This window comes from Brevibacillus laterosporus (genome assembly GCF_030489605.1).
Classification (GTDB): domain Bacteria; phylum Bacillota; class Bacilli; order Brevibacillales; family Brevibacillaceae; genus Brevibacillus_B; species Brevibacillus_B laterosporus_E.
In genome coordinates this window covers 155,427-176,205 of sequence record NZ_JAUKFY010000010.1, presented here as the reverse complement: position 1 = coordinate 176,205, position 20,779 = coordinate 155,427, and the positions used below count along the sequence as shown (strand labels likewise).

General features: G+C 41.7%; 20 protein-coding genes. All 20 read right to left on the bottom strand.

The window, feature by feature from the left end; all coding sequences use genetic code 11:
* Positions 1-721: 721 nt before the first annotated feature.
* Positions 722-1,555, bottom strand: coding sequence for an alpha/beta hydrolase family protein (locus QZ995_RS13250; RefSeq protein WP_301807516.1), 834 nt, complete (start codon positions 1,553-1,555; stop codon positions 722-724).
* 193 nt (positions 1,556-1,748) lie between these two features.
* Positions 1,749-3,308 (bottom strand): S41 family peptidase, encoded by a 1,560-nt coding sequence (locus QZ995_RS13245; RefSeq protein ID WP_301807512.1) that lies wholly within the window; start codon positions 3,306-3,308, stop codon positions 1,749-1,751.
* On the bottom strand, positions 3,298-5,358 hold the full coding sequence (locus QZ995_RS13240; protein WP_301807509.1) for an S-layer homology domain-containing protein: 2,061 nt from the start codon (positions 5,356-5,358) through the stop codon (positions 3,298-3,300). The genes QZ995_RS13245 and QZ995_RS13240 overlap by 11 nt, the downstream gene beginning before the upstream one ends.
* Positions 5,330-5,833 (bottom strand): C4-type zinc ribbon domain-containing protein, encoded by a 504-nt coding sequence (locus QZ995_RS13235; RefSeq protein WP_301807504.1) that lies wholly within the window; start codon positions 5,831-5,833, stop codon positions 5,330-5,332. The genes QZ995_RS13240 and QZ995_RS13235 overlap by 29 nt, the downstream gene beginning before the upstream one ends.
* A 29-nt stretch (positions 5,834-5,862) precedes the next feature.
* Entirely contained in the window at positions 5,863-6,978 is a 1,116-nt protein-coding gene (locus tag QZ995_RS13230; RefSeq protein ID WP_301807502.1) for a Nif3-like dinuclear metal center hexameric protein, read from the bottom strand.
* On the bottom strand, positions 6,945-7,685 hold the full coding sequence (locus tag QZ995_RS13225; protein WP_301807499.1) for a tRNA (adenine(22)-N(1))-methyltransferase: 741 nt from the start codon (positions 7,683-7,685) through the stop codon (positions 6,945-6,947). Before QZ995_RS13225 ends, QZ995_RS13230 begins: the two co-directional genes overlap by 34 nt.
* A 251-nt stretch (positions 7,686-7,936) precedes the next feature.
* Positions 7,937-9,076, bottom strand: coding sequence for an acyl-CoA dehydrogenase family protein (locus QZ995_RS13220; RefSeq protein ID WP_301807497.1), 1,140 nt, complete (start codon positions 9,074-9,076; stop codon positions 7,937-7,939).
* Positions 9,077-9,292: 216 nt separating this feature from the next.
* Positions 9,293-10,234 (bottom strand): hypothetical protein, encoded by a 942-nt coding sequence (locus tag QZ995_RS13215; RefSeq protein ID WP_301807496.1) that lies wholly within the window; start codon positions 10,232-10,234, stop codon positions 9,293-9,295.
* A 144-nt stretch (positions 10,235-10,378) separates the two neighbouring features.
* A complete protein-coding gene (gene rpoD, locus QZ995_RS13210) occupies positions 10,379-11,503 on the bottom strand; it encodes an RNA polymerase sigma factor RpoD (protein ID WP_003338179.1) in 1,125 nt (374 codons plus the stop codon).
* Between the two features lie 36 nt (positions 11,504-11,539).
* Positions 11,540-13,384 carry a DNA primase gene (gene dnaG, locus QZ995_RS13205; RefSeq protein ID WP_301807492.1) on the bottom strand — a complete coding sequence of 615 codons (1,845 nt, stop codon included), beginning with the start codon at positions 13,382-13,384 and terminating at the stop codon, positions 11,540-11,542.
* Between the two features lie 90 nt (positions 13,385-13,474).
* The gene (locus tag QZ995_RS13200) at positions 13,475-14,296 is read right to left on the bottom strand and encodes a pyruvate, water dikinase regulatory protein (RefSeq protein WP_156037982.1); all 822 of its coding nucleotides are present in this window, start codon (positions 14,294-14,296) and stop codon (positions 13,475-13,477) included.
* An 18-nt stretch (positions 14,297-14,314) separates the two neighbouring features.
* Positions 14,315-14,947, bottom strand: a complete 633-nt coding sequence (locus QZ995_RS13195) for a helix-turn-helix transcriptional regulator (protein WP_003338182.1) — start codon at positions 14,945-14,947, stop codon at positions 14,315-14,317.
* Positions 14,948-15,165: 218 nt separating this feature from the next.
* Positions 15,166-15,939: a DNA repair protein RecO gene (gene recO / locus QZ995_RS13190; RefSeq protein ID WP_301807489.1), complete on the bottom strand. Its 774-nt coding sequence runs from the start codon at positions 15,937-15,939 to the stop codon at positions 15,166-15,168.
* Entirely contained in the window at positions 15,930-16,088 is a 159-nt protein-coding gene (locus tag QZ995_RS13185) for a YqzL family protein (RefSeq protein WP_018674189.1), read from the bottom strand. Before QZ995_RS13185 ends, recO begins: the two co-directional genes overlap by 10 nt.
* A gap of 108 nt (positions 16,089-16,196) precedes the next feature.
* Positions 16,197-17,114 carry a GTPase Era gene (gene era / locus QZ995_RS13180; protein WP_301807477.1) on the bottom strand — a complete coding sequence of 306 codons (918 nt, stop codon included), beginning with the start codon at positions 17,112-17,114 and terminating at the stop codon, positions 16,197-16,199.
* Complete coding sequence (locus QZ995_RS13175) at positions 17,107-17,505, bottom strand: cytidine deaminase (protein ID WP_003338187.1); 399 nt, start codon at positions 17,503-17,505, stop codon at positions 17,107-17,109. Before QZ995_RS13175 ends, era begins: the two co-directional genes overlap by 8 nt.
* Before the next feature lie 120 nt (positions 17,506-17,625).
* The gene (locus tag QZ995_RS13170; protein WP_301807472.1) at positions 17,626-18,000 is read right to left on the bottom strand and encodes a diacylglycerol kinase family protein; all 375 of its coding nucleotides are present in this window, start codon (positions 17,998-18,000) and stop codon (positions 17,626-17,628) included.
* 11 nt (positions 18,001-18,011) lie between these two features.
* The gene (ybeY, locus tag QZ995_RS13165; RefSeq protein WP_301807470.1) at positions 18,012-18,491 is read right to left on the bottom strand and encodes an rRNA maturation RNase YbeY; all 480 of its coding nucleotides are present in this window, start codon (positions 18,489-18,491) and stop codon (positions 18,012-18,014) included.
* 73 nt (positions 18,492-18,564) lie between these two features.
* On the bottom strand, positions 18,565-19,530 hold the full coding sequence (locus tag QZ995_RS13160; protein ID WP_301807468.1) for a PhoH family protein: 966 nt from the start codon (positions 19,528-19,530) through the stop codon (positions 18,565-18,567).
* Positions 19,531-19,551: 21 nt separating this feature from the next.
* Positions 19,552-20,772, bottom strand: coding sequence for a sporulation protein YqfD (gene yqfD / locus QZ995_RS13155; protein WP_301807466.1), 1,221 nt, complete (start codon positions 20,770-20,772; stop codon positions 19,552-19,554).
* Positions 20,773-20,779: the final 7 nt, after the last annotated feature.

The following is a 20,779-nucleotide window of genomic DNA, read 5'->3' as shown; positions in this document are numbered from 1 at the left end:
GATCAAACTCTCCATTAAAGTAGTTCTTGATCAAAGCTTCAGCGAACCTGTCGGTTCATCAATTTAATTATGGTACGTTAGATTCTATCTGGTTTTCAAGGAACAAAATTTCTAACCCTGCCGTTCTATCTTTCAAGTAGCGGCAACGTTTAATAATGTACCACATAAAAAAAATAAATGCAATACCTTTTTTAAATTTAACTAAAAAAATAGCAATTCTGCTTGTAGAAGCTAGAAAATGCTCATACCTTCACAGTTGGATCAAGCATTGGAATGTTGTTTATTTATAGATATAGGGCATCTGTACCCATCTATATGCCAATAAAATCAAAAACGTTCCTGTTAATTTCCATAATAACTCTTCAGGTTTTCCACAATTTCAACACTAATATCTATTCATATAAAATAGAAATAAGTTTAATCAGAATAAAAAAATCTCCTCTAAGTTACCTACTTAAAAGAAAGCTATCCAGATACTCATCAGCCCATAAACCTTCACTTTATGATTTAGGATTTTAACATTAATTTTATTTACTTTTTAATAATCACTTAGTATTTTCATTAAAGTTTACCCGAACATTTTCCCTCTAAACTAACAAAGAAAAGCCCCTTTTTTCAAAAACGGGACTTTTTCCTCGATCTAAAAAACATAAGTAGAATGGAATGTGAAAGTAGGGAGAAACCGCAGAAGCAGAAGCATAGCAGCGATAAGAATTCTTCTCTATATGGAATAGCCTAGGATGCGCGTAACATCTCCCCCCGATTGTTTATAATATCGTTCGCCAGAAAGCCATTCCCGTGTACTATCAATTAACATCGTTCGTCTGCAACCGTCAGAAAAAGTATGATCTGCTTCTAAAATAATCTCCTTGTCACTTTTACCAGTAGGACGTGAACGAAAAGCATAATAATAATGAAAGCAATACTCGACTGGAATGTCAATATCTGCCGTGCCATGGGCAATAAAGACATCTCCCGTATATTTCTGTAGCTCTTTAAGAGGGACATAAGGATGCAGCGACTCAAAGAATGCCAGTGTCAATCCATAGCCCATGTAATCCACAGATGTATGCTGCCATGCCCTTTGATAGGTATCTACTCCAACAATCCGAACAATATCTTTATAGGGATGAGCAACTGGAGACCATAGCATAAGCTTGCGAATATCAGGTTCGCTTATAGCTGTATACAAAGCAACCGGACCGCCTAAACTATGACCTAGCAAAGAAATTCGTTGTGGATCAATTTCCGGAAAATGTGCTGCTTCTTGTAGAACATGCCTGGTTTGGGCAACTAATTGATCAAAACTTGAACGGCCATATTCGCCTGTACTTTCTCCACACCCCACATAATCAAAGCATAACACTGCATAGCCATCCTTAATCAATTGAGTAGCAGTTTCAACAAACAATCGATTGACACCAATACGCGAACCGATAAAACCATGACAAATGACAATCAGAGGAAATGTTTCTGCTTGATTTTCGATTTCAGGTACATATAAGGTAGCCGCCAATGTTTCATCCTGCCATTTGATTTCCACATGTCTCTTCACGTGTCACACATCTCCTTTTTCCTCTCACCACTCTTACTTGCTTATCAAAAAAGGAAAATTCGCTTCTTCCTTTGCTATTCAGCTAAGCCTATCTAGATTGTTAGTTTAAGTTTAATTCACACTATTCCGACCTGTCAAGTATGAATTAATTAATAAAATCGCCCGAAACTTTTCACCGTTTCGGGCATAGCTATTATTTCTGCTCACTGATAAAAATATATTCATCATTTTCTTTTTTCCAAGTAAAAGTAACAGTAGGATTGGTAACTGAGACTATAGGACGATACTCAGATGAAACAGCCGTTTTTTCCCGAAGCATACTTTGCATAAAGGTGCTACGGACATTTAAGCTATTCCCCACCTTTTTGAGTAAAGGAGTAGTGCTATAGAAGCTGACTCCATTTACCACTACCTCGAAACCACTTTTTTGTCTTACCTCAATGCGCTTTTCTCCCAGCTCATATAACGCTCCCACCACTTGACTAATATCGTCTTCAATAACAATATCAGGTTCAAGGCCAATCTTGTTGACTTTACGATGAGCCGGTGTCTTGTATTCTTGCAATGTCACTTTTAATGCATCACCATCAACGAGAGGTAAGACTGTTTGAGCAACTCCTTTTCCAAAGGTCTTGGTTCCAATTAATTTGGCTATCTTATGATCTTGCAGCGCTCCAGATAGCATTTCTGAGGCTGATGCTGTTTGTCCGTTTACTAACACCGTAACAGGATAGGGAGCTGATCTGCCATTGCGCACCCAAGTTTCCACTTCAACATCATTACGATTAGTTGTGTACATCAATAAGCCATTTTCCATAAATAAACTGGCAATATCCTTCGCTGCACTAAGATATCCCCCACTGTTATCACGTAAATCAATGATCAAGCCTGTCAAATTCTTTTGATTTTCTAATTTATCTAATTGCTCTTTAAACTGATCACCAGCATCGCTTCCAAACGTATCCAACTTAATATACCCTATCGCTGTGGATTGGGAACCGAAAAGTTGACTTGTTGCTTCTGGTATAACCAGTGGTGAGCGCTTGATAGTGTAATCCTTCTTTTTTGCGGTCCCCGATTTGGAAAAAGTAAGTGTTGCACTCGTCCCCTCTTCACCTTGCAGGATCCTAATCAACTCATCTATTCCCTGTACGGTTATTTTACTGCCATTTACTGCTTCCAGCTTATCACCTGAATGAATTCCTGCCTTAGCTGCTGGGGAGTTTTCAACTACCTTGCGAACAATAAAACCGTTCTCAGTTTTGCGAAACGTAATCCCAAAGCCCACAAAGTTATTATTCACACTGTTCTGGAACTGATCCAATTGTGTTTCAGTAAACAAAGTCGTGTAAGGATCGTTTACTTGGGCCAGCATTCCTTCAATCCCGTAGTAGCTTACAGTATACCAATCCAGCTTTTGCTGGGCTTGCCATTGTGTTATACGATCCACCATTTCGGTAACGGTATCATCCTTCTCGTCCACGACAACTTCAGCATGTTTCTCAGCTTTTATATATTGTTTAACACCTTGCAAGGCTCCTTGCACAAGTTTTTTTTCACTTGGTTTATCAAGGTGGTTTTCTTGCAAAATATAATACACCTGCTGTAGCTCCAGAAGCGGGATGTTACTCGTACTGTTGATATCAAAAGACGAAGCTTGATTTAAGGACTGTGACATAGAAGCCATAGCCCCCGAGCCAGGCCACAAGAGCATGAGCGCAAGAGCCAGAATCCCCGTTTTTCTAAGTTTCATGTATAACAACAGCTCCTTTTGTCACCTCTTTTGGAATATCCAGCTGCAGGCTCTCGGGGAATTCATATTCTTCATCGCCATCCAGCTTGAGGTATTCCCCATTATCATAGACCTCCGTAATTTTCCAAGATTGGCGTAATAATTGCTTCGTTTCAGAATCCAAATAGTACTTCACGACAAACGTAGGAGCATATAAAAGCTTTTTCTCCTGTAAATCAAGCGTTTCAGCATAGTGCTGAAGTTCATTTGGTTCATAAAATTCGGTAATAACCTCGTATGCTCCGAAGCTTTGCTTTAAGTACCTAGCATGAAGCTTGTTTAAACGGCTTACAACCGGCAGATCAGTCACGTACTCATGCAGATACGCCTTTTTCCCAATTTGGCTACCAGTTTCTTTTTTGGTCCAGATCCCCTTTTCATTGTCCAAATCGTACTTGACTTGATTACGATGATCTGTATATCTTTCCATTTTATTTAAAACGGCTTGATCCGCTTTTTGGTAAATACCTGTTGTATGCGTGATTCCTCGTTGGGCATCCATCTCTTCGGTAGTTTTAAGCACCGTACCACTGTAATTCATCTCTGTCTTGACAATAATCCTTTGAGCTTCGTCCAGCTTTTTATAAGCATCACTTAAAAGAGTGGCATAAAGATTTTGTCTAGTAGAGGACAACAGATCTAATTCGTGAGCCGCTTGTTCATACAAAGCTTGAAGCTTACGATCTTGATCTGCTGCTTTAGCACGTTTTAATAAATTTTCCGCATCAGAAACCCGATTCTCTTTGACCAAATAGTACAAGCCATTTTGTACAGCCAGCTTGATATCCGGTCTTTCCTCATAACGTTTAATTGCATTTCCATATTGATCCAAATGAATTTCAATAGCTGCCAAATAAAGACCAAATACTTTCCATTCCTCTGAATCCTTAACCAATTTTGATTCATAACGAAGTAACTTTTGGTGCAACTCCTCAAATTCTTTATCTTGATTAGTCCGTAGCATTTGTAAGCCAATATCATAGATATTCGCAGTTAGAAGGCCTAGAATTTTTGGATCATGCTCCATTTTTTCCAGATAAGCGTCTAATGCAAGTAGGGCTTCTTTTGCATTATCTGCGGGTTCCTTATAGTAGTTCCAGCTTTTGTAGTAATGAACTCCCACTTGGTTAGAGAAATCAGATGGCAGCTCCTCCAGCTCCTTAAAGGTTCCCTCTTCTTCAAGATAATTTTTGATTGAATCCACGATATCTATGAATTTCTGCTCCGTTTCCGTTGGAGAATCATACGTCGCAAATAACGGATACATCTCCTTCTGAACAGGTACAAGCGGGTACAGAGAACGTGTTTCGTCAGCTAAAGGCAAGAGCATCTGTGATTGAATTGAAGCGCTAACCTCTTCAATCAAAACCGCAGCTTCTCCACGTGTCAATGTGCTTGAGCCTCTTTTTAGCAATTCTAATTCCCATTCAGATTGCTTCGTGGCAAAGGATAGCACGGACAGCACTTTAGCTGCCTCTGCATTTGTAATAGGCTGGTTCGGATAAAATTTATCGCCTGGAAAAATCTTATGTAGAGTCCTAGCTCCTGCAATCCGATCATGATACACAAACACTCGCAAGATACCAGGATACATCCACGTCATGTAGTGAACATCCTTATAGGGTAAATACGGCTCGTCCATTCCTTGTCCCCGACCGAATTCATCGTTGTCTTCCAACAAGGTCAAGGGAAACAATTTATTTTGGTTTAGTTGCAAAAAACGGCTGGTCAATAAAAAGAACTCTGCCCGTGTCATAGCTTTATCAGGGAAAAATTGCTTAATCGCTTTCGATGAATCGCTAAACAAACCTTCCTCATAGGCTTTCACAATCGCCTCTTTAGCGGGATGATTAGAAATATCAATGAAAGGTAATGGAGCCGAAAGATCATTCTCTATTTCTTCTGCTTGCACAGGTTCTAAAAATGCACAGGTAGCCATCGCAATAGCCACAGCAGCAGGAATTACTTTCCCCCAGTTCCTCCTACACAAGAATTCTTTCACACTCGTCACAATATACCAGCCCCTTCCCTCTCCGCCATTTATCAAAGTTGCTTGTTGATAATGGCATAAAGCACCCCATACAAGACTTGTTTTTTACTTCAACCACTGGATTTTTTTTCGTTTCCAGCAGTCGGTCATATTCTTTTAGCCATTCTGGGTTTAATTTTGCTTGACGTTCTTCTGCTTCCAAACGAGAGAGCTGCAGGAATTGTTCTAAAGAGAAACGTTTTTCAATCAGCTCATTGCCATTACGTTCCCACTCTTTTTTAAGCATCCAGAGCTCTTGCTCCTTTAGCATTCGTTCAATTTGTTGATCAGGGGTGTCAGTAGGCATGCCTTCTATTTGACGTTCAACAGCCCTGATGTGTTTCATTTTTTCACTCTCTTGCTCTTTTACACCAGCCAATTCACGCTCGGCTCGCTTTATTTTTCCAAGTAATAGGTGCCATTCATAGAAATCACGAATCGAGGACAAGTTGCCCACTCCCTTAGTTATGCCGTAGCTCTTTTGCCTTAGAGGTATTGAAACGGATCTGTATGAATCTCTGAGGCAATTACTTCGGTTTTATATTTCTGTTCCTGCAGCTTTTCTTGTAAAAAACTAGCTAATCTTGGCTTCATGATCTTTTCGATGTTATGACCAGCATCAATTATCGATAGTCCTTCCACGAAAGCGTCCTGCGCTTCATGATAGCCGACATCGCCAGTTACCATTACATCTGCACCACGAAAAGCAGCTTTTAACAAATAAGAACCGCCGCTTCCTCCCAGAACTGCCGCCTTTTTCACGATGCGATCCTTAGGACCGACTACACGAACTCCTTCTAAACCAAGCTTACTTTTGACAAATTGGGCATACTCCTCCAGTGTCATCGGTTCTGCCAGTTTGCCAATTCTCCCAAGCCCAAGCGTACATGGTGGCAGGTCAAGAGGATAGATATCATAAGCTACCTCATCGTACGGGTGCGCTGCTTTCATAGCCTTAATCACAGAAGCTTGTTGACTGCTTTTTATAACCGTTTCAATTCGAACCTCTTCTACATGCTCCACTTTTCCTTGTTCCCCAATGAAAGGTGTCGTCCCTTCAAGTGGTAGAAACGTTCCTGTTCCCTCAATCTGGAAGCTACAGTGACTGTATTGTCCAATATGACCAGCACCGGCATTCGCCATAGCCTGAAACACTTGTTCATGATGTGATTTTGGTACAAAAGTTACTAGCTTTTTCAGCTCATCCTGATAAGTTACATCCAGAATTTCGGTTTGCTGTAATTCCAGTTCTTCTGCAAGCCAATCATTCAAGCCTCCGTTTGCCACATCCAGATTCGTATGCATGCTATAGACAGCGATATCGTGAGCAAGCAACTTCGCTAATAAGCGGCCAGCCGGCAAATCAGTGCGCAAATGCTTTAAAGGGCGAAATATCACAGGATGGTGAGCTATTATAAGCGAAACCCCTTTTTGAATCGCTTCATCAACCACCTCTTCATTTACATCCAACGCTGTCATTACTTTCTGTACAGGCTTTTGCAGTGTCCCGACCTGCAATCCGATCTTATCCCATTCCATCGCTAGAGATTTTGGTGCTAGTCTCTCCACTAATTGTATGATGGTTTGTCCGTTTGCAAGCATGTCAAAACTCCTTTAATCCAAATAATTTTATCCTCAATTTCCGACAGTTTTTCCTGTGTTTCCGCACGAGTGGATGCCATCATGCGCTCTTTAATTTTTTCCCACTTTTCTAATTCAGACTTCCATTTTGTGAGCAAAATCGGCGATTGTTGCTGCAATAAAAAAGGCCCGATTTCCATTAGCTCTGCTTGACTCCATTTATCTGATTGATATGGCTTATCTGGATTGCCCGGTTCGGCTACAAGCACTTCGTAAATAATGCCATCTTCCTCTAGAATATCTTCAGCTACTAATTGATAACCATGGTCATATAGCCATTTACGCAGAATATCTTCTCCAACATTTGGTTGCAGGATCAAACGCTGTACTTTTCCTAATTTATCAAGACCGGCTTCCAAAATAGAAGCAATTAATTGTCCACCCATTCCAGCAATGCAAATGACCTCTGCCTCGTTTGGAGCCAGTACAGCTAATCCATCTCCTTTACGGACAGAAGCTCTATCTTTTGCTGTTAACGTTGCAATTTGACGAAGTGCTGCTTGGTACGGCCCCTCATTTAATTCCCCTGCTATTACAAAGCGAGCCTGATTGTTGACTAATAAATAGGAAGCCAGCAGGGCATGGTCCGATCCAATATCAGCAACAAGCGCATCTTTGGGGCAATATGCTGCAATTGTTTGTAATCGTTTAGAAATAGTTAATGTCATGTTCCTATTACCTCCAGTTCATCCATTTTACCTCATCTTGCCAAAAAAACACATGAAGAAACTGGATGAGTAATATGGTAATTTTTAGCCTGATATCAGGAAAAACAAATACGTAACCAGATATTAACAAATAACCTTTAAAAAGACTAGTATGACACAAGAATACTATTCCCAGATTGCTGTTTTTGCACCTAGATTTCCCATAACAAAAAATCCCTCCATCTTAAAAGCTGGAGAGATCGTTATAGGTCTTATTTACTGATTTCGCGTGCAATTACCATTCGCAGAATTTCTGAAGTACCTTCACCGATTTCTAATAGACGTGCATCTCGGAAATAACGTTCCACCTGATAATCCTTCATATAGCCATATCCTCCGTGAATCTGAATAGCCTGATGAGTCGCAGACATTGCGATCTCTGAAGCATACAGCTTAGCCATCGCCGCCTCTTTGGTGAATTTGCGTCCTTGATCTTTAAGCCACGCTGCTTTGTAAACCAAAGTACGAGCTAATTCGATCTGGGTAGCCATATCCGCCAGTTTCTGCTGAATCATTTGGAAATGCGATAAGCTAGAACCAAAAGCTTTCCTTTCTTTGGCGTACTGTAAGGCGCGATTAAAAGCTGCCTGAGCTATTCCGACTGACATGGCACCAATACCAATGCGACCACCATCCAATGTGATTAAAAATTGTTTGAAGCCCTCTCCCTCTTTGCCTAAAATTGCCTCTTGGGGAACTACAACATCCTCTAAGACTAACTCTGTAGTATTCGAAGCGTTTAATCCTAGTTTTTCATAGCGATCGACTATCTTAAATCCCGGGGCATCTGTTGGGACTAGAAGAGCTGTAATTCCTTTTGTACCCTTCGTTTTATCGGTCACAGCAGTTAAAGCAAGAAATTTAGCATAGGAAGCATTTGTGATAAAGCATTTAGAACCGTTAATAACATATTGTCCATTCTTTAATACTGCCTGGGTTTTGGTGCCCCCTGCATCAGAGCCTGCCTGCGGTTCTGTTAGTCCAAATGCGCCGATACTCTCCCCGCTACAGATTTTTGTTAAATAGGCTTCTTTTTGTTGCTGTGTTCCAAATAAATGCAAGGGAGCTCCGCCTAAGGAAATATGAGCTGAGTACGTAATGCCTGTAGAAGCACAAGCCCGACTAAGCTCCTCCGTGACAATAGCAAAGCTAATCGTATCCGCCCCCGCTCCACCAAACTCTTCAGGAAACGGCAGCCCCATCAATTCCAATTCCCCTAGCTGTTTCATAATCTCAATAGGAAACCGCTTTTCCTTATCGCGTTGCTCCGCCCCTGGTGCGACTACTTCATCCGCAAATTCCCGAATCATTTTCTGCAACATCTGCTGTTCTGATGTAAGATCAAAATGCATGTCAATCTCCCCTTTATGTGCTAAATCATGTCAAATCGCCACAGCTTGTAAATCCGCCTTGACTGACCGAGCGTTTGTTCAGAATTTATTTATTATTATATACAATTCAAAAGATGTTTGGATAGTCTCCATAACAAAATAAAGAGACTCCGTGTTAACGAAGCCTCAATCCTTTGCAAAGCAAGTAATGATTCATTTGATCGTGACTATGTATCCTTACTGTCCTCGAAGCCATTCAAGCCAGTAGCGACGTGTAACGGTTAGCAATAAACCGCTCAGTAAAACCTTAATCCCCAATATAATTTGCATTATCTCACGTGACGCTTCAGGAACCCACAATGAACTAATCTCTGGACCAAAAAAATAAAGTAATCCACTGGCGACTAGTGTATAAGCAAGCTGCTGATGACGAGCATGGAACAAATAGCCCAATCCAATCATCAGGAAAGATAAGGGTACCCAATACAATTCTATATTTGTCCAACTAAAAAATTCCCCCATGCGTGTTAGCATGGCTGTTCCATATAAAATGCCTATACCTGTTAGTCCTGCCAATATAAACAACGAATAACGAAATAGTAAACCATGTAAAAAAGAATACCCGGCAATTAAAAGAAGCCACCATAAATATGTAACTTGACTTATTTTCCATTTTTCCCCAAAATGATAGAGACTAGCTATAGCGATGAGGATCGTAACAAGTAAGAAAAAATAGGATAATAACGGTATTTTTCGCTTAAATACAAAAGCCAGCACATATGCAAGCATCCAACTGAACACCAATATGCTCATTTGCATTGGAATACTAAAAGCGTTAAAATAAAAAGCAAGTAAAAGCATGACAGCGATTACAAGTCCTATAAAAAATATTCCTCCCATCAGTTTTACGGAAAGGATTTGTGCTTCTTTACCGTTGCCTTGAACTTGAGTGTTTGCGCCTTGCATAAAGGCTTGCTGCTTATAAAGCTTATCCATTCTCGCTTTTCTGTCGGGAAAAAAGAAGAAACGTTTTTTTGTGACGGGCTCCTCTTGGTCTGGAGCGTGCTTGCCTTCTGTATAGAGATTTAACAGAAAAATGCAATAATGTTCTGGCAGTAAATGATTACGTCGCCAATTTTCAATCTCAGTAATAATGATTTTTCTACGTTGATCATCCAAGTAGACATCGCCTCCTTACTGCCATTTCTTTTTTGATTAATGAAATGGACTATTTTTGAAGTAACATCCCTTTCTTCCCAACAAAAAAGCCTACGCAGCGTGTGTGGCAAAACGTAGGCTTAGTGCTTACTATATCTTTATCGGCTATTCCAAAAAATCTTTTAAACGTTTACTACGAGAAGGATGTCTTAATTTACGTAGGGCTTTCGCCTCAATTTGACGAATACGCTCACGAGTTACCCCGAAAACTTTTCCTACTTCCTCAAGTGTTCTTGTACGACCGTCATCTAATCCGAAACGAAGACGCAGTACGTTTTCTTCACGATCTGTTAATGTATCTAACACATCTTCTAATTGTTCTTTCAACAGCTCATACGCAGCAGCATCAGAAGGAGCTAGCGCTTCCTGATCCTCAATAAAATCACCCAGATGGGAATCATCTTCTTCCCCGATCGGTGTTTCTAATGATACAGGCTCCTGAGCAATTTTCATGATCTCACGTACTTTTTCCGGAGTTAAATCCATCTTTTCAGCAATCTCTTCAGGAGCAGGTTCACGTCCCAATTCTTGCAGTAATTGGCGAGAAACTCGGATTAGTTTATTAATCGTCTCAACCATATGCACTGGAATACGGATGGTTCTTGCTTGGTCAGCAATAGCACGAGTGATAGCTTGTCGAATCCACCAGGTTGCATAGGTACTAAACTTGTATCCTTTTTGGTAATCAAACTTCTCAACGGCCTTAATAAGACCCATATTACCTTCCTGTATCAGGTCTAGGAATAGCATACCACGACCCACATAGCGTTTTGCTATGCTTACAACGAGACGTAAGTTAGCTTCAGCCAATCGGCGTTTTGCTTCTTCATCGCCTTGTTCAATGCGTTGCGCAAGTTTAATCTCCTCTTCAGCGGAAAGTAGAGGAACACGCCCAATTTCTTTTAGGTACATACGCACAGGATCATTTATTTTGATTCCTGGCGGCACAGACAGGTCATCATATTCAAACCCTTCCTGCTCATCATCCTTGATCATCATAGCATCTGCTTCTTCGTCTTCTTCATTATCATTATTGACATCGATGCCTTGATCTCCTAGGAACTCGAAGAACTCATCCATCTGATCAGAATCCTGATCAAAGTTAGATAGACGATTTGTAATTTCTTTGAAAGTCAAGCTTCCCTTCTTCTTACCTAGTTCCACCAATTGTTCTTTCACCTGATCCACCGACAGGGTCTCCATGTCTGATGTCAAGTTTTGCTTGTTCATCTATTTTCCCTCCTTCCTCGGGAATGATGCTGATAACTACCCTTCCCTCAAAGCATTTTCCAATTCGGCGATCTTCATCCCTAGTAAAGCGGCTTCAATAATAAGCTTTTTACGCTGCTCCTCATCTATGGTGCTTCCCGCTTGCAAATTTAGTTGCTTTTGTTGTTCACGTAGCCTTTGTAGTTCCGCGCGAACAGGGTAATTGTTCACCTGCTTGATGTAGTCTTCAATTTCCTTATCAGATACATCGTCTCTGCATTCCATCATGGCTAATCCCGAGGCTAATTGCTTGCACTTCTCATCTTCAACATAGTGTATAAAGGCTCCAGGATCTGCCGGATGCCCCTCTGCATAATAAGCATACAAGTAAGCGGCTAGAGCACTGTGTTCGTCCACTTGGAAATCTGCGTTACATTCCTGTTGCACACGTAAAGCAATTTCCGGATCACGCAACATATAGTATAGCAACATTCGTTCTGCATTTTCGTGTGCAGGTGCTTTTGTAACCATAAATTTTCCATTATTTATACTATTATTCCATGGTGCTGTAACTTTATCCCTTTGATTCATTAATTTTTGTTGCTTGTATAGCTTTTTCGCTTCTGTCTTTACAGCCTCAAGGGATAGAGAATACTCTTCAGACAGCTTCCGTTCATACATATCCCGCTCGATTGCGTTCGGGAGTGTAACGATGAATTCCAGTGCCTGTCTTACATACTCAGCTTTATCCGCTTCGTCTTGTATTACGGTTTTACTCCGCAAATGTTTCAATTGAAAGGACGTCACCGGCATAGCTTGTAATAATACCTGCTGGGAAAATTGTTCAGCGCCATACTGCCGTATATAATCATCAGGGTCACTACCCTGGGGGAGTGGAGCTATTCGCACCGTACAACCAGCTTTTTGTAATTGGTCGATCGCTTTTGCCGTAGCCTCCTGTCCGGCAAAGTCGCCGTCGTAGCATAGGATTACCTGATCTGTATTTCTTCTGATCAGATGGGCTTGCTGCTCCGTAAAAGCGGTTCCTAGCGTAGCGATTCCGTTACTGATGCCAGCCTGCCACGCAGCAATTACATCTGCATATCCTTCGAAAAGGATTGCTTGGTTTCGTTTGCGTATTTGGCTTCTTGCGCGATGCAAGTTAAATATAGTGCGACTTTTGTTAAATAGGAGCGTTTCTGGACTATTTAAATACTTGGGTTCCGAGCCGTCTATAGACCTTCCTCCAAATCCGATAACCTCTCCCTGTGAATCATGAATCGGAAAGATAACTCTCTTGCGAAATTTGTCATACACTCTTCCACGATCATTGGAGGATAGCAATCCTGCTTCGACCATTAGCTCTAACGGAAAGTTACGCTTTACAAGATTATCCTTAACGAAATCCCATGATTCCGGAGCAAACCCAATCATGTATTCGTCAATGGTCGTTCTGGTAAAGCCTCGATTCTCCAAATAGCGAAGAGCTTCCGATCCATAGGGAGTGGACGTTAAAACATAATGATATAGTTTCGCCACAAAACGGTAGGCTTCATACATTTTCGCCTTCACGCTCTGCATCGGATTATCTTCGTGAGTGAGGGGAGCTGGCGGGGTTAATCCCACCCGGTCTGCAAGTTTTTGCAAGGCCTCGGGAAACGACAGCTGTTCGACTTGCATAACGAAAGAGAATACGTCACCCCCTGCATGACACCCGAAGCAATGATAAAACTGTCGCTCCGCGTTCACATTAAAGGAGGGGGTTTTTTCCGAATGAAACGGACACAAGCCCAGATAGGCGCGCCCCCTCTTCTTCAGTTGTACGTATTCTCCCACCACGTCTACGATGTCAACAGCTGCTCGAACCTGGTTGACGAACTCTTCGGGTGCAGATTGAGCCATAGCCATCCACCTTTTCACAGCAATGAAATTACTTTATTCGTCAAAGTTCGGCAAAATCCTTCTTCCAACTACTATTTTTTGTTCCTGAACTTATCGGCGTGCTTTGAGTTTATTACGTCGAATAATGTCAAGGATAATATTAGCTGTTTCCTCAACCGCTTTGATAGAAACATCAATCACAGGACAACCTACGCGCTCCATGATTTTTCTTGAGTATTCCAATTCTGTTTCAATTCGATCCATTGTTGCATAATTCGCTTGGGCAGTTAGACCTAATGCTTTTAACCGCTCTGTACGAATCCCGTTTAATTGATCTGAATTTATGGTAAGTCCAATACATTTTTCCGCCGGCAGTAAGAATAATTCCTCTGGCGGTTCAACCTCTGGAACCAAGGGCACATTTGCGACCTTTAAGCGTTTGTTAGCCAAGTACATGGACAACGGGGTTTTTGACGTACGCGATACCCCAATAAGTACAACATCTGCCCGAAGTAAACCACGAGGGTCTCTGCCATCATCGTATTTTACAGCGAACTCGATGGCTTCCACTTTTCGGAAATAATCTTCATCCAATTTACGTACTAATCCAGGCTTTCCGGATTGTTTGGTCTGAAGCAGATCTTCCATAATGGTCAGCAATGGACCCATTACATCCACAATGGGTACCTGATGTTTGTTGGCCTGTTCCAAAATATACGTTTTTAGTTCAGGAACAACAAGAGTAAACACCACCAGAGCTTTTGATTCTTTGGCGGAGAGGATAACTTCGTCAATGGACTCTTTATCCTCCATGTACGGATACTTGTGAATATCTACCGTTTTACCGCTAAATTGACTTGCTACTGCCCTTACGACAAATTCTGCTGTTTCTCCAATTGAATCCGATACGACATAAATTAATTGGGTATTCATTTCCAATCCAACTTCCCCCTACACATTCGTCTCTTTGCCAAGCTCCACAAAAGCTCTAGAAATTGTTGTTTTGGTAATCCTGCCCAACAATTCAAAGGTTTTTGGATCTTCTTCGTTGGGGCGTACGACCGGCAGTGAATCAATTTGGAATTCAATCAATTTTTGCGCGGTATCCAGAAGGGTTTCTTCTGGAGTGCACGTGACGATGTTGGGCATTCTTGTCATGATGATGCTGACAGGAATGCTCTCCAATCCCTTGTTACCTAATGAAGCCCGGAGTAAATCCTTTCGGGAAACTACACCAGCTAACAAACCTTTTTGATTGACAACAAACAATGTACCTACATCCTCTAAGAATAATGTCACAATTGCATCATACACCGACGCTGATTCAGCCACGACGATAGGCACTGCTTTATAATCATTTACTATTAGCTTGTGCAATCGTTCTGCAATTACCGACGATGTAGGACGACCTGCATAAAAATAGCCAACCCTCGGTCTGGCATCTAAATAACCCGACATAGTAAGGATGGATAAATCAGGTCGAAGAGTAGCCCTTGTAAGATTCAGGTGTTCAGCAATATTTTCACCTGTAATCGGACCTTCGTCTTTTACAATTTGCAAAATTTGTTCTTGGCGTTTGGTCAATTCGATGACGGATCACCACCGATTCATAAATTACTATCCCTAGTATTACTCTATAAAGAGATAGATTCCTGCAAAAGAATCGTAAAAAGCTTTTTTTCTGCTACCGGAATGTACTGGAAGTAGAAAAAAGCCTCCACAAGAGGAGGCTGGGAGCCATGTCCCAATAAGCCGTTGTATATGTATTTATATGATCACAATTGATCATGATAGCCAAAAAACTATGCCTTGTCAAATCCATCTGAAAACTCAAGACGTTCCATTTGTTCTAGAAAGTTTCGGCTTTTAAGACGGAGGTCAATATGCTGATCTAGATATCTATGCAGCAAAAGCCTCAGTTGGTTTCGTGTAGATGTTTTTACTTCAATCTCACCTAAACGCTCGAGAGGGAACAATAAAAACAGCCGCAACAATTTCCAGGTCGCCGGCAAAATGTGGAATGAATAAGGATCAGTATGTGCACATCTCTGGCATAAAAGACCGCCTTGCGTGATACTAAATGTATAAGGCTCGCCCTCTGCACCACATGAAATGCAGCTTTCCACATGCGGTCGAATTCCTGCGAGAACCAGCATTTTACTTTCAAAAATACGGCAAAGAATCTCTGCATCCTTGCCTTCATCCAAATACTGGAGGGTATGGACTAATAATTGGAACAGGTAAGGATTGGGCTCACGCTCCTCTGTCAAGCGATCTAGCATTTCTGCCATATAAGCAGAGTAGGCAGTCAGCATTAAATCCTGACGGAGATCCTTAAAAGAGTGAAGAATGTCCCCTTGTGTGAGCTCCGGCATTCCTGTCCCTGTTCCTTTTTTACATAGATAGTATCCATGTGTAAACAATTGAGATACGGCGGCCAGGCGACTTCGAGGTTTTTTTGCCCCCTTTGCCATTACCCCGACCTTACCGTATTCTCTAGTGTAAAGCGTAACCACTTTACTACTTTCTCCGTAATCAACACTACGGATGACAATACCTTCCCACTTTACAAGCATACCTGAGAATCACCCTGTTCCAATAGGGCTTGATCCAGTGATCCTGCATCATCTGCAACGTTTTGCGCTTCATGATGTTCCTTATAAAGAAGGTAAGCGTGGATATCACCGGTTGAAGCGAAATAACTCCAAGAAAAGTTGCGAAGCATGTTGCATCATCCTTTCCTTTTTTCGGCCACCACTTTCTTTATATAGAATCCACCGTAGCCCCCATTTCTATGCCTTGGAAAAATTGTCACGTATAGTAAGGAAAAAGTTTATTTTTCGTCATAAAAACCAAAATTACGAAGCATTCTTTCCTGATTACGCCAATCTTTCTTTACTTTGACCCAAACTTCTAAAAAGATTTTCTCTCCTAATAAACGCTCCATATCCATCCGTGCACGTTTGGAAATTTCTTTTAGCATGTCCCCTCTTTTGCCGATCAAAATTCCTTTTTGGGAATCACGCTCTACGTAGATAGCAGCATAAATGTACAATGTTTTGCCATTTTCTCCACGCTTCATCTCTTCCACCGTTACAGCGATGGAATGAGGAATTTCTTCACGTGTCAGATGAAGAACCTTTTCACGAATCAGTTCCGCTACGATAAAGCGCTCTGGATGATCCGTTACTTGATCTGCTGGATAATACATCGGCCCCTCTGGCATCTCCAGCAAAATGGATTGCAGCAGGGCATCAGTGTTGTTACCCTGCAAAGCAGAAATAGGAACAATTTGTTTAAAATCATGATGCTTTCGATATTCATCAATTAAAGGAAGCAATTCTTCTGGATGAATTTGATCAATTTTGTTTATAACCAAGAAGACAGGAGTATTAACCTTTTTCAAACGTTCAAGAATATACTCTTCTCCTGCCCCGCGTTTCTCTGTAGCATCAATGACGAACAGTACCAAGTCTACCTCATTAAGTGTATTTTCGGCAGCCGCTACCATATAATCGCCCAATTTGGACTTGGCTTTATGAATACCCGGTGTATCAATAAAAATTAATTGACCTTTGTCAGAGGTATACACAGCACGAATCTGATTTCGTGTAGTTTGCGGTTTATTGGACATGATGGCAACCTTTTGTCCAACAACCTGATTTAATAATGTGGATTTCCCTACATTGGGACGGCCAATAATTGAGACAAATCCTGATTTAAACGTTTCTTTCTTTTTTTGATTATCCAAGAAGATCCTCCTTTGTAAAAGCACCTGGCAATAGTTCACTCACTGTAGTAACCGTAACATCTCCATTCAGATTGGACAAGATTACCTTCATATCAGGCGGGCACATTTCTGCCATTACCTGGCGGCACGCCCCACATGGCGGCACTGGCTTCGGAGTATCCGCTACCACAGCGATGGCTTGATAGGTCTTATCTCCCTCGGAATACGCTTTAAACAGGGCAGTTCTTTCTGCGCAGTTGCACAGAGGATAAGCGGCATTTTCAATATTGCATCCTAGATATACTTTGCCCGTTTCGGACAACAATGCAGCACCCACCGGGAATTTAGAATAAGGTACATAAGCTGTTTCTCTTGCTGTTTTTGCTTGTTCAATCAGTTGTTGTTGGTTCATACAGTTCTTCCTCTCCTGTGTCTAAATAAAAATGAAGATGCCAACAGACCAGACGAGGCCGTTCCCATTTTGGAAGGTTCGTCTAGCTGTTTCCTTGGCCGTGAATAGCGTCTCTTTTGTCTAGCGAGTAAAGAAATAGGCATATAAAGGTGGGCCAAGAATGAGGATTCCAATCACGACGGCAAACATGGCAGATACAAAGACAGCTCCAGCTGCAACATCCTTCGCTATTTTTGCCTGTGGATGGTACTCTTTTGTCACCAGATCAACGCAAGCTTCAATGGCGGTATTAAGTAATTCAAGCGCCCAAACAATCGCAATAACCAATAGCAACAGGCTCAGCTCCAGGCGAGTAATTTGTAGCCAAATGGATAAAATAACCACACTGAGTGCAACTGCTACGTGTATTTGCATGTTTCGTTGGGTGCGTACAGCATGGTTAATTCCCTGTAAAGCATAACCAAAGCTGCGCCATAAACGAAGCCATTCCTTCACGTTGACCGCTCCTATCTCGTCAATCCGACTTCTTGCAGAATCTTTTCTTGACGGGTAAACATGTCTTTCTCTTCCTCAGGTGTCCCATGGTCATAGCCAATCAGATGCAAAAATCCATGCACCGCTAGAAAACCAAGCTCACGTTCAAAAGAATGGCCATAATCCTGTGCTTGTTCTTTTGTTCGCGGAATGGAGATGATAATATCGCCTAGCATATTTGGATAGTCATCAAATTCACTTTCTTCCACAAAGATCTCCATGTCACCCTCGCCCTCTTCATTCAGTGCAAACGATAGCACATCAGTAGGACGGTCCACTCCACGATAATCGCGATTCAGCTCATGGATACGTTCATTGTTTACAAGCGTGATAACCACTTCACCCTTAATGTCTTCAAATTGGGCCGCTTTTTGCAAGCAATTTTCAATAAGCTGTTGGTGCTCTTGCGTAATTTCTTCGTCTTGCTCATTTACAATCTCAATCGTCAGCAATGTTCTTCCCTCTTTTTCTTCTGAAACTTTTCCTCATTTATAATCACATAAAGAGACTCCAAGAGGAGCCAGCCTAGATCTGCTGCTCCTCTTTGGAATACGCTGTAATGATTTTTTGAACTAGGCTATGACGCACAACATCCGTATCTTGAAACTCGATAAAAGCAATGTCAGAAATAACGGAAAGAATGCGCTCTGCTTCTCGCAGCCCAGACTTTTTGCCTTTTGGCAGGTCAATTTGAGTCACATCCCCCGTGATGACCATTTTGGAGCCAAAACCCAAGCGCGTCAAGAACATTTTCATTTGTTCTGGTGTAGTATTTTGTGCTTCATCCAGAATGATAAAGCTGTCTTCTAATGTACGCCCTCTCATATAAGCAAGCGGAGCTACCTCGATGATACCTCGTTCCATCATTTTACTAACCTGTTCGGTTCCTAACATATCATACAAAGCATCATAGAGCGGCCGTAGGTACGGGTCTACCTTTTCTTGCAAATCACCTGGTAAAAAGCCAAGACTTTCGCCTGCTTCCACCGCTGGGCGCGTGAGAACAATCCGTTTTACTCGACCGTTTTTGAGAGCCTGTACGGCCATTACAACCGCTAGATATGTTTTACCAGTACCAGCAGGACCAATCCCAAACACGATATCATTTCGTTTAATAGCAGACAAATAATGGCGTTGCCCTAAGGTTTTAGCGCGGACTAGTTTACCGCGGTGAGAACGTGCTACCTCTTCGTCATAAAGATGCAGAAGCTCTTGCTCTTCTCCTTTTTCTGTTAGCTGCATCGCATAGTATACATCACGTTCCGATAATGTAATCCCCCTGCGGATCAGCTGCAATAAAGTATCAAATAGCGTTGCCAGCTTGTCGACTTCTGCCTTTTCCCCACTGATGACGAATGCGCCGGTGCGGGTTCCTATCTGAGCTGTTGTTTTTTCTTCGATCTTTTTTAAATAGGAATCATGAGGTCCAAACAAAAGCAATGCTTCCTGTGCATCTGCAAACTGGATCACTACTTCTTCTTGTACTTGCAACCTTTGTCCATCTCCTTGCAATCAGTTATTTTGATTTGGTGTGCCTTCTAGTGCGGGCGGCGTAGCAACAATCGGTTGGTCCATCGCTATATTTTCGATGACGGAAAAATAGATACTTACATAAACTTTACCATTCTCTTGTTTTACGTGCAAAACTTTTTCTTCTTTTATCTTCGCATCTTCTCCAGCTCGTTTCAAGATGTCTGCTTTTGCAAAATGTTTAGCTACCTCTAAAGCATCCCGATCGCTCATTCGAATAACCTTAGGTTCCAGCTCCCGATCAATTTCTGTCTTCCAGCCAAACGGCAATTGATAATCAAAAAAAGCCGCTTGGAAACGTTTCTCTGTTTTACGGGCATGCTTGTACGACTTAATTTCAAACGGCCAAAGACGTACTGCCGATGATCCAAAAATCAAAAAGTGCTGCTTCTGTTTTTCACCTGTATAAAGAAGCTGGTTCTGGATTAAGGGAACGGTCACATCAGAACGATACCAGACCTCTCCTGTCACTTGCCCTCTGGCAGCAACGATCGATTGGCGTTCCTCATTGCCAATAATACCTGAAATTAAAATCTGGTCTTTATCAACATATTGATTCGCTTTAACCATAGTCTTACCTGTTTCAGCAAAAATACTGTGAATGACCGCTTTTTTCTTTGCCACAACATGTTTAGGTTCATGCGCAACAATCTTTTCCGGATCAACCTTTTCAACGACCTGAATAATGGCCTTCGTACCATTTAACTCAACCCCTACCCATGAGGCTTCTGGAATATACCCCAAAATACGGCGCTGTAATTCCTGGGGATCTCCAATTCTTAATTTCCACGCACCTGCCCTTAACCCTACCTTCTCGGCAGCCTGTGTCACCTGATACGGCGAAATATTATGCGTTCCCTGCACCTCTACTTGCCATACAAACGTAGAGAGCATGTACAATCCGAGTAAAAAAATAAAAATACCTGCAACAAATCCCATCCTCATTCGCATTCGCAACAACAAAAACGGTAAACCTTGTCGACTTGTCACATGCACCCGGCAGCCTGTCTCCTTTAAGAAGGGACGAAGCCGATAGAAATCGGCAATCATCATCTCACACTGTCCTAACTCAGGCCCTAAACGCTTGATATTCCACATTGAAATGTTTTCGCGGACTGCTAGGTTGATAAGACGTTCAAACCGTTTGCCGCGAATCGTTACTGTTATATGACCCTCGTACCATTCTTTTACTACGTTTCGCATCTGTATC

Bases quoted from the DNA above. Each gene is read 5' to 3' on its own strand.
- dnaG (WP_301807492.1), bottom strand. From the start codon at position 13,384: ATGGCTCAATCTGCACCCGAAGAGTTCGTCAACCAGGTTCGAGCAGCT.
- recO (WP_301807489.1), bottom strand. From the start codon at position 15,939: ATGCTTGTAAAGTGGGAAGGTATTGTCATCCGTAGTGTTGATTACGGA.
- QZ995_RS13245 (WP_301807512.1), bottom strand. From the start codon at position 3,308: ATGAAACTTAGAAAAACGGGGATTCTGGCTCTTGCGCTCATGCTCTTG.
- QZ995_RS13220 (WP_301807497.1), bottom strand. From the start codon at position 9,076: ATGCATTTTGATCTTACATCAGAACAGCAGATGTTGCAGAAAATGATT.
- QZ995_RS13200 (WP_156037982.1), bottom strand. From the start codon at position 14,296: ATGAATACCCAATTAATTTATGTCGTATCGGATTCAATTGGAGAAACA.
- yqfD (WP_301807466.1), bottom strand. From the start codon at position 20,772: ATGCGAAACGTAGTAAAAGAATGGTACGAGGGTCATATAACAGTAACG.
- rpoD (WP_003338179.1), bottom strand. From the start codon at position 11,503: ATGAACAAGCAAAACTTGACATCAGACATGGAGACCCTGTCGGTGGAT.
- QZ995_RS13175 (WP_003338187.1), bottom strand. From the start codon at position 17,505: ATGAACCAACAACAACTGATTGAACAAGCAAAAACAGCAAGAGAAACA.
- QZ995_RS13230 (WP_301807502.1), bottom strand. From the start codon at position 6,978: ATGCTTGCAAACGGACAAACCATCATACAATTAGTGGAGAGACTAGCA.
- QZ995_RS13185 (WP_018674189.1), bottom strand. From the start codon at position 16,088: ATGCTTCGCAACTTTTCTTGGAGTTATTTCGCTTCAACCGGTGATATC.
- QZ995_RS13225 (WP_301807499.1), bottom strand. From the start codon at position 7,685: ATGACATTAACTATTTCTAAACGATTACAAACAATTGCAGCATATTGC.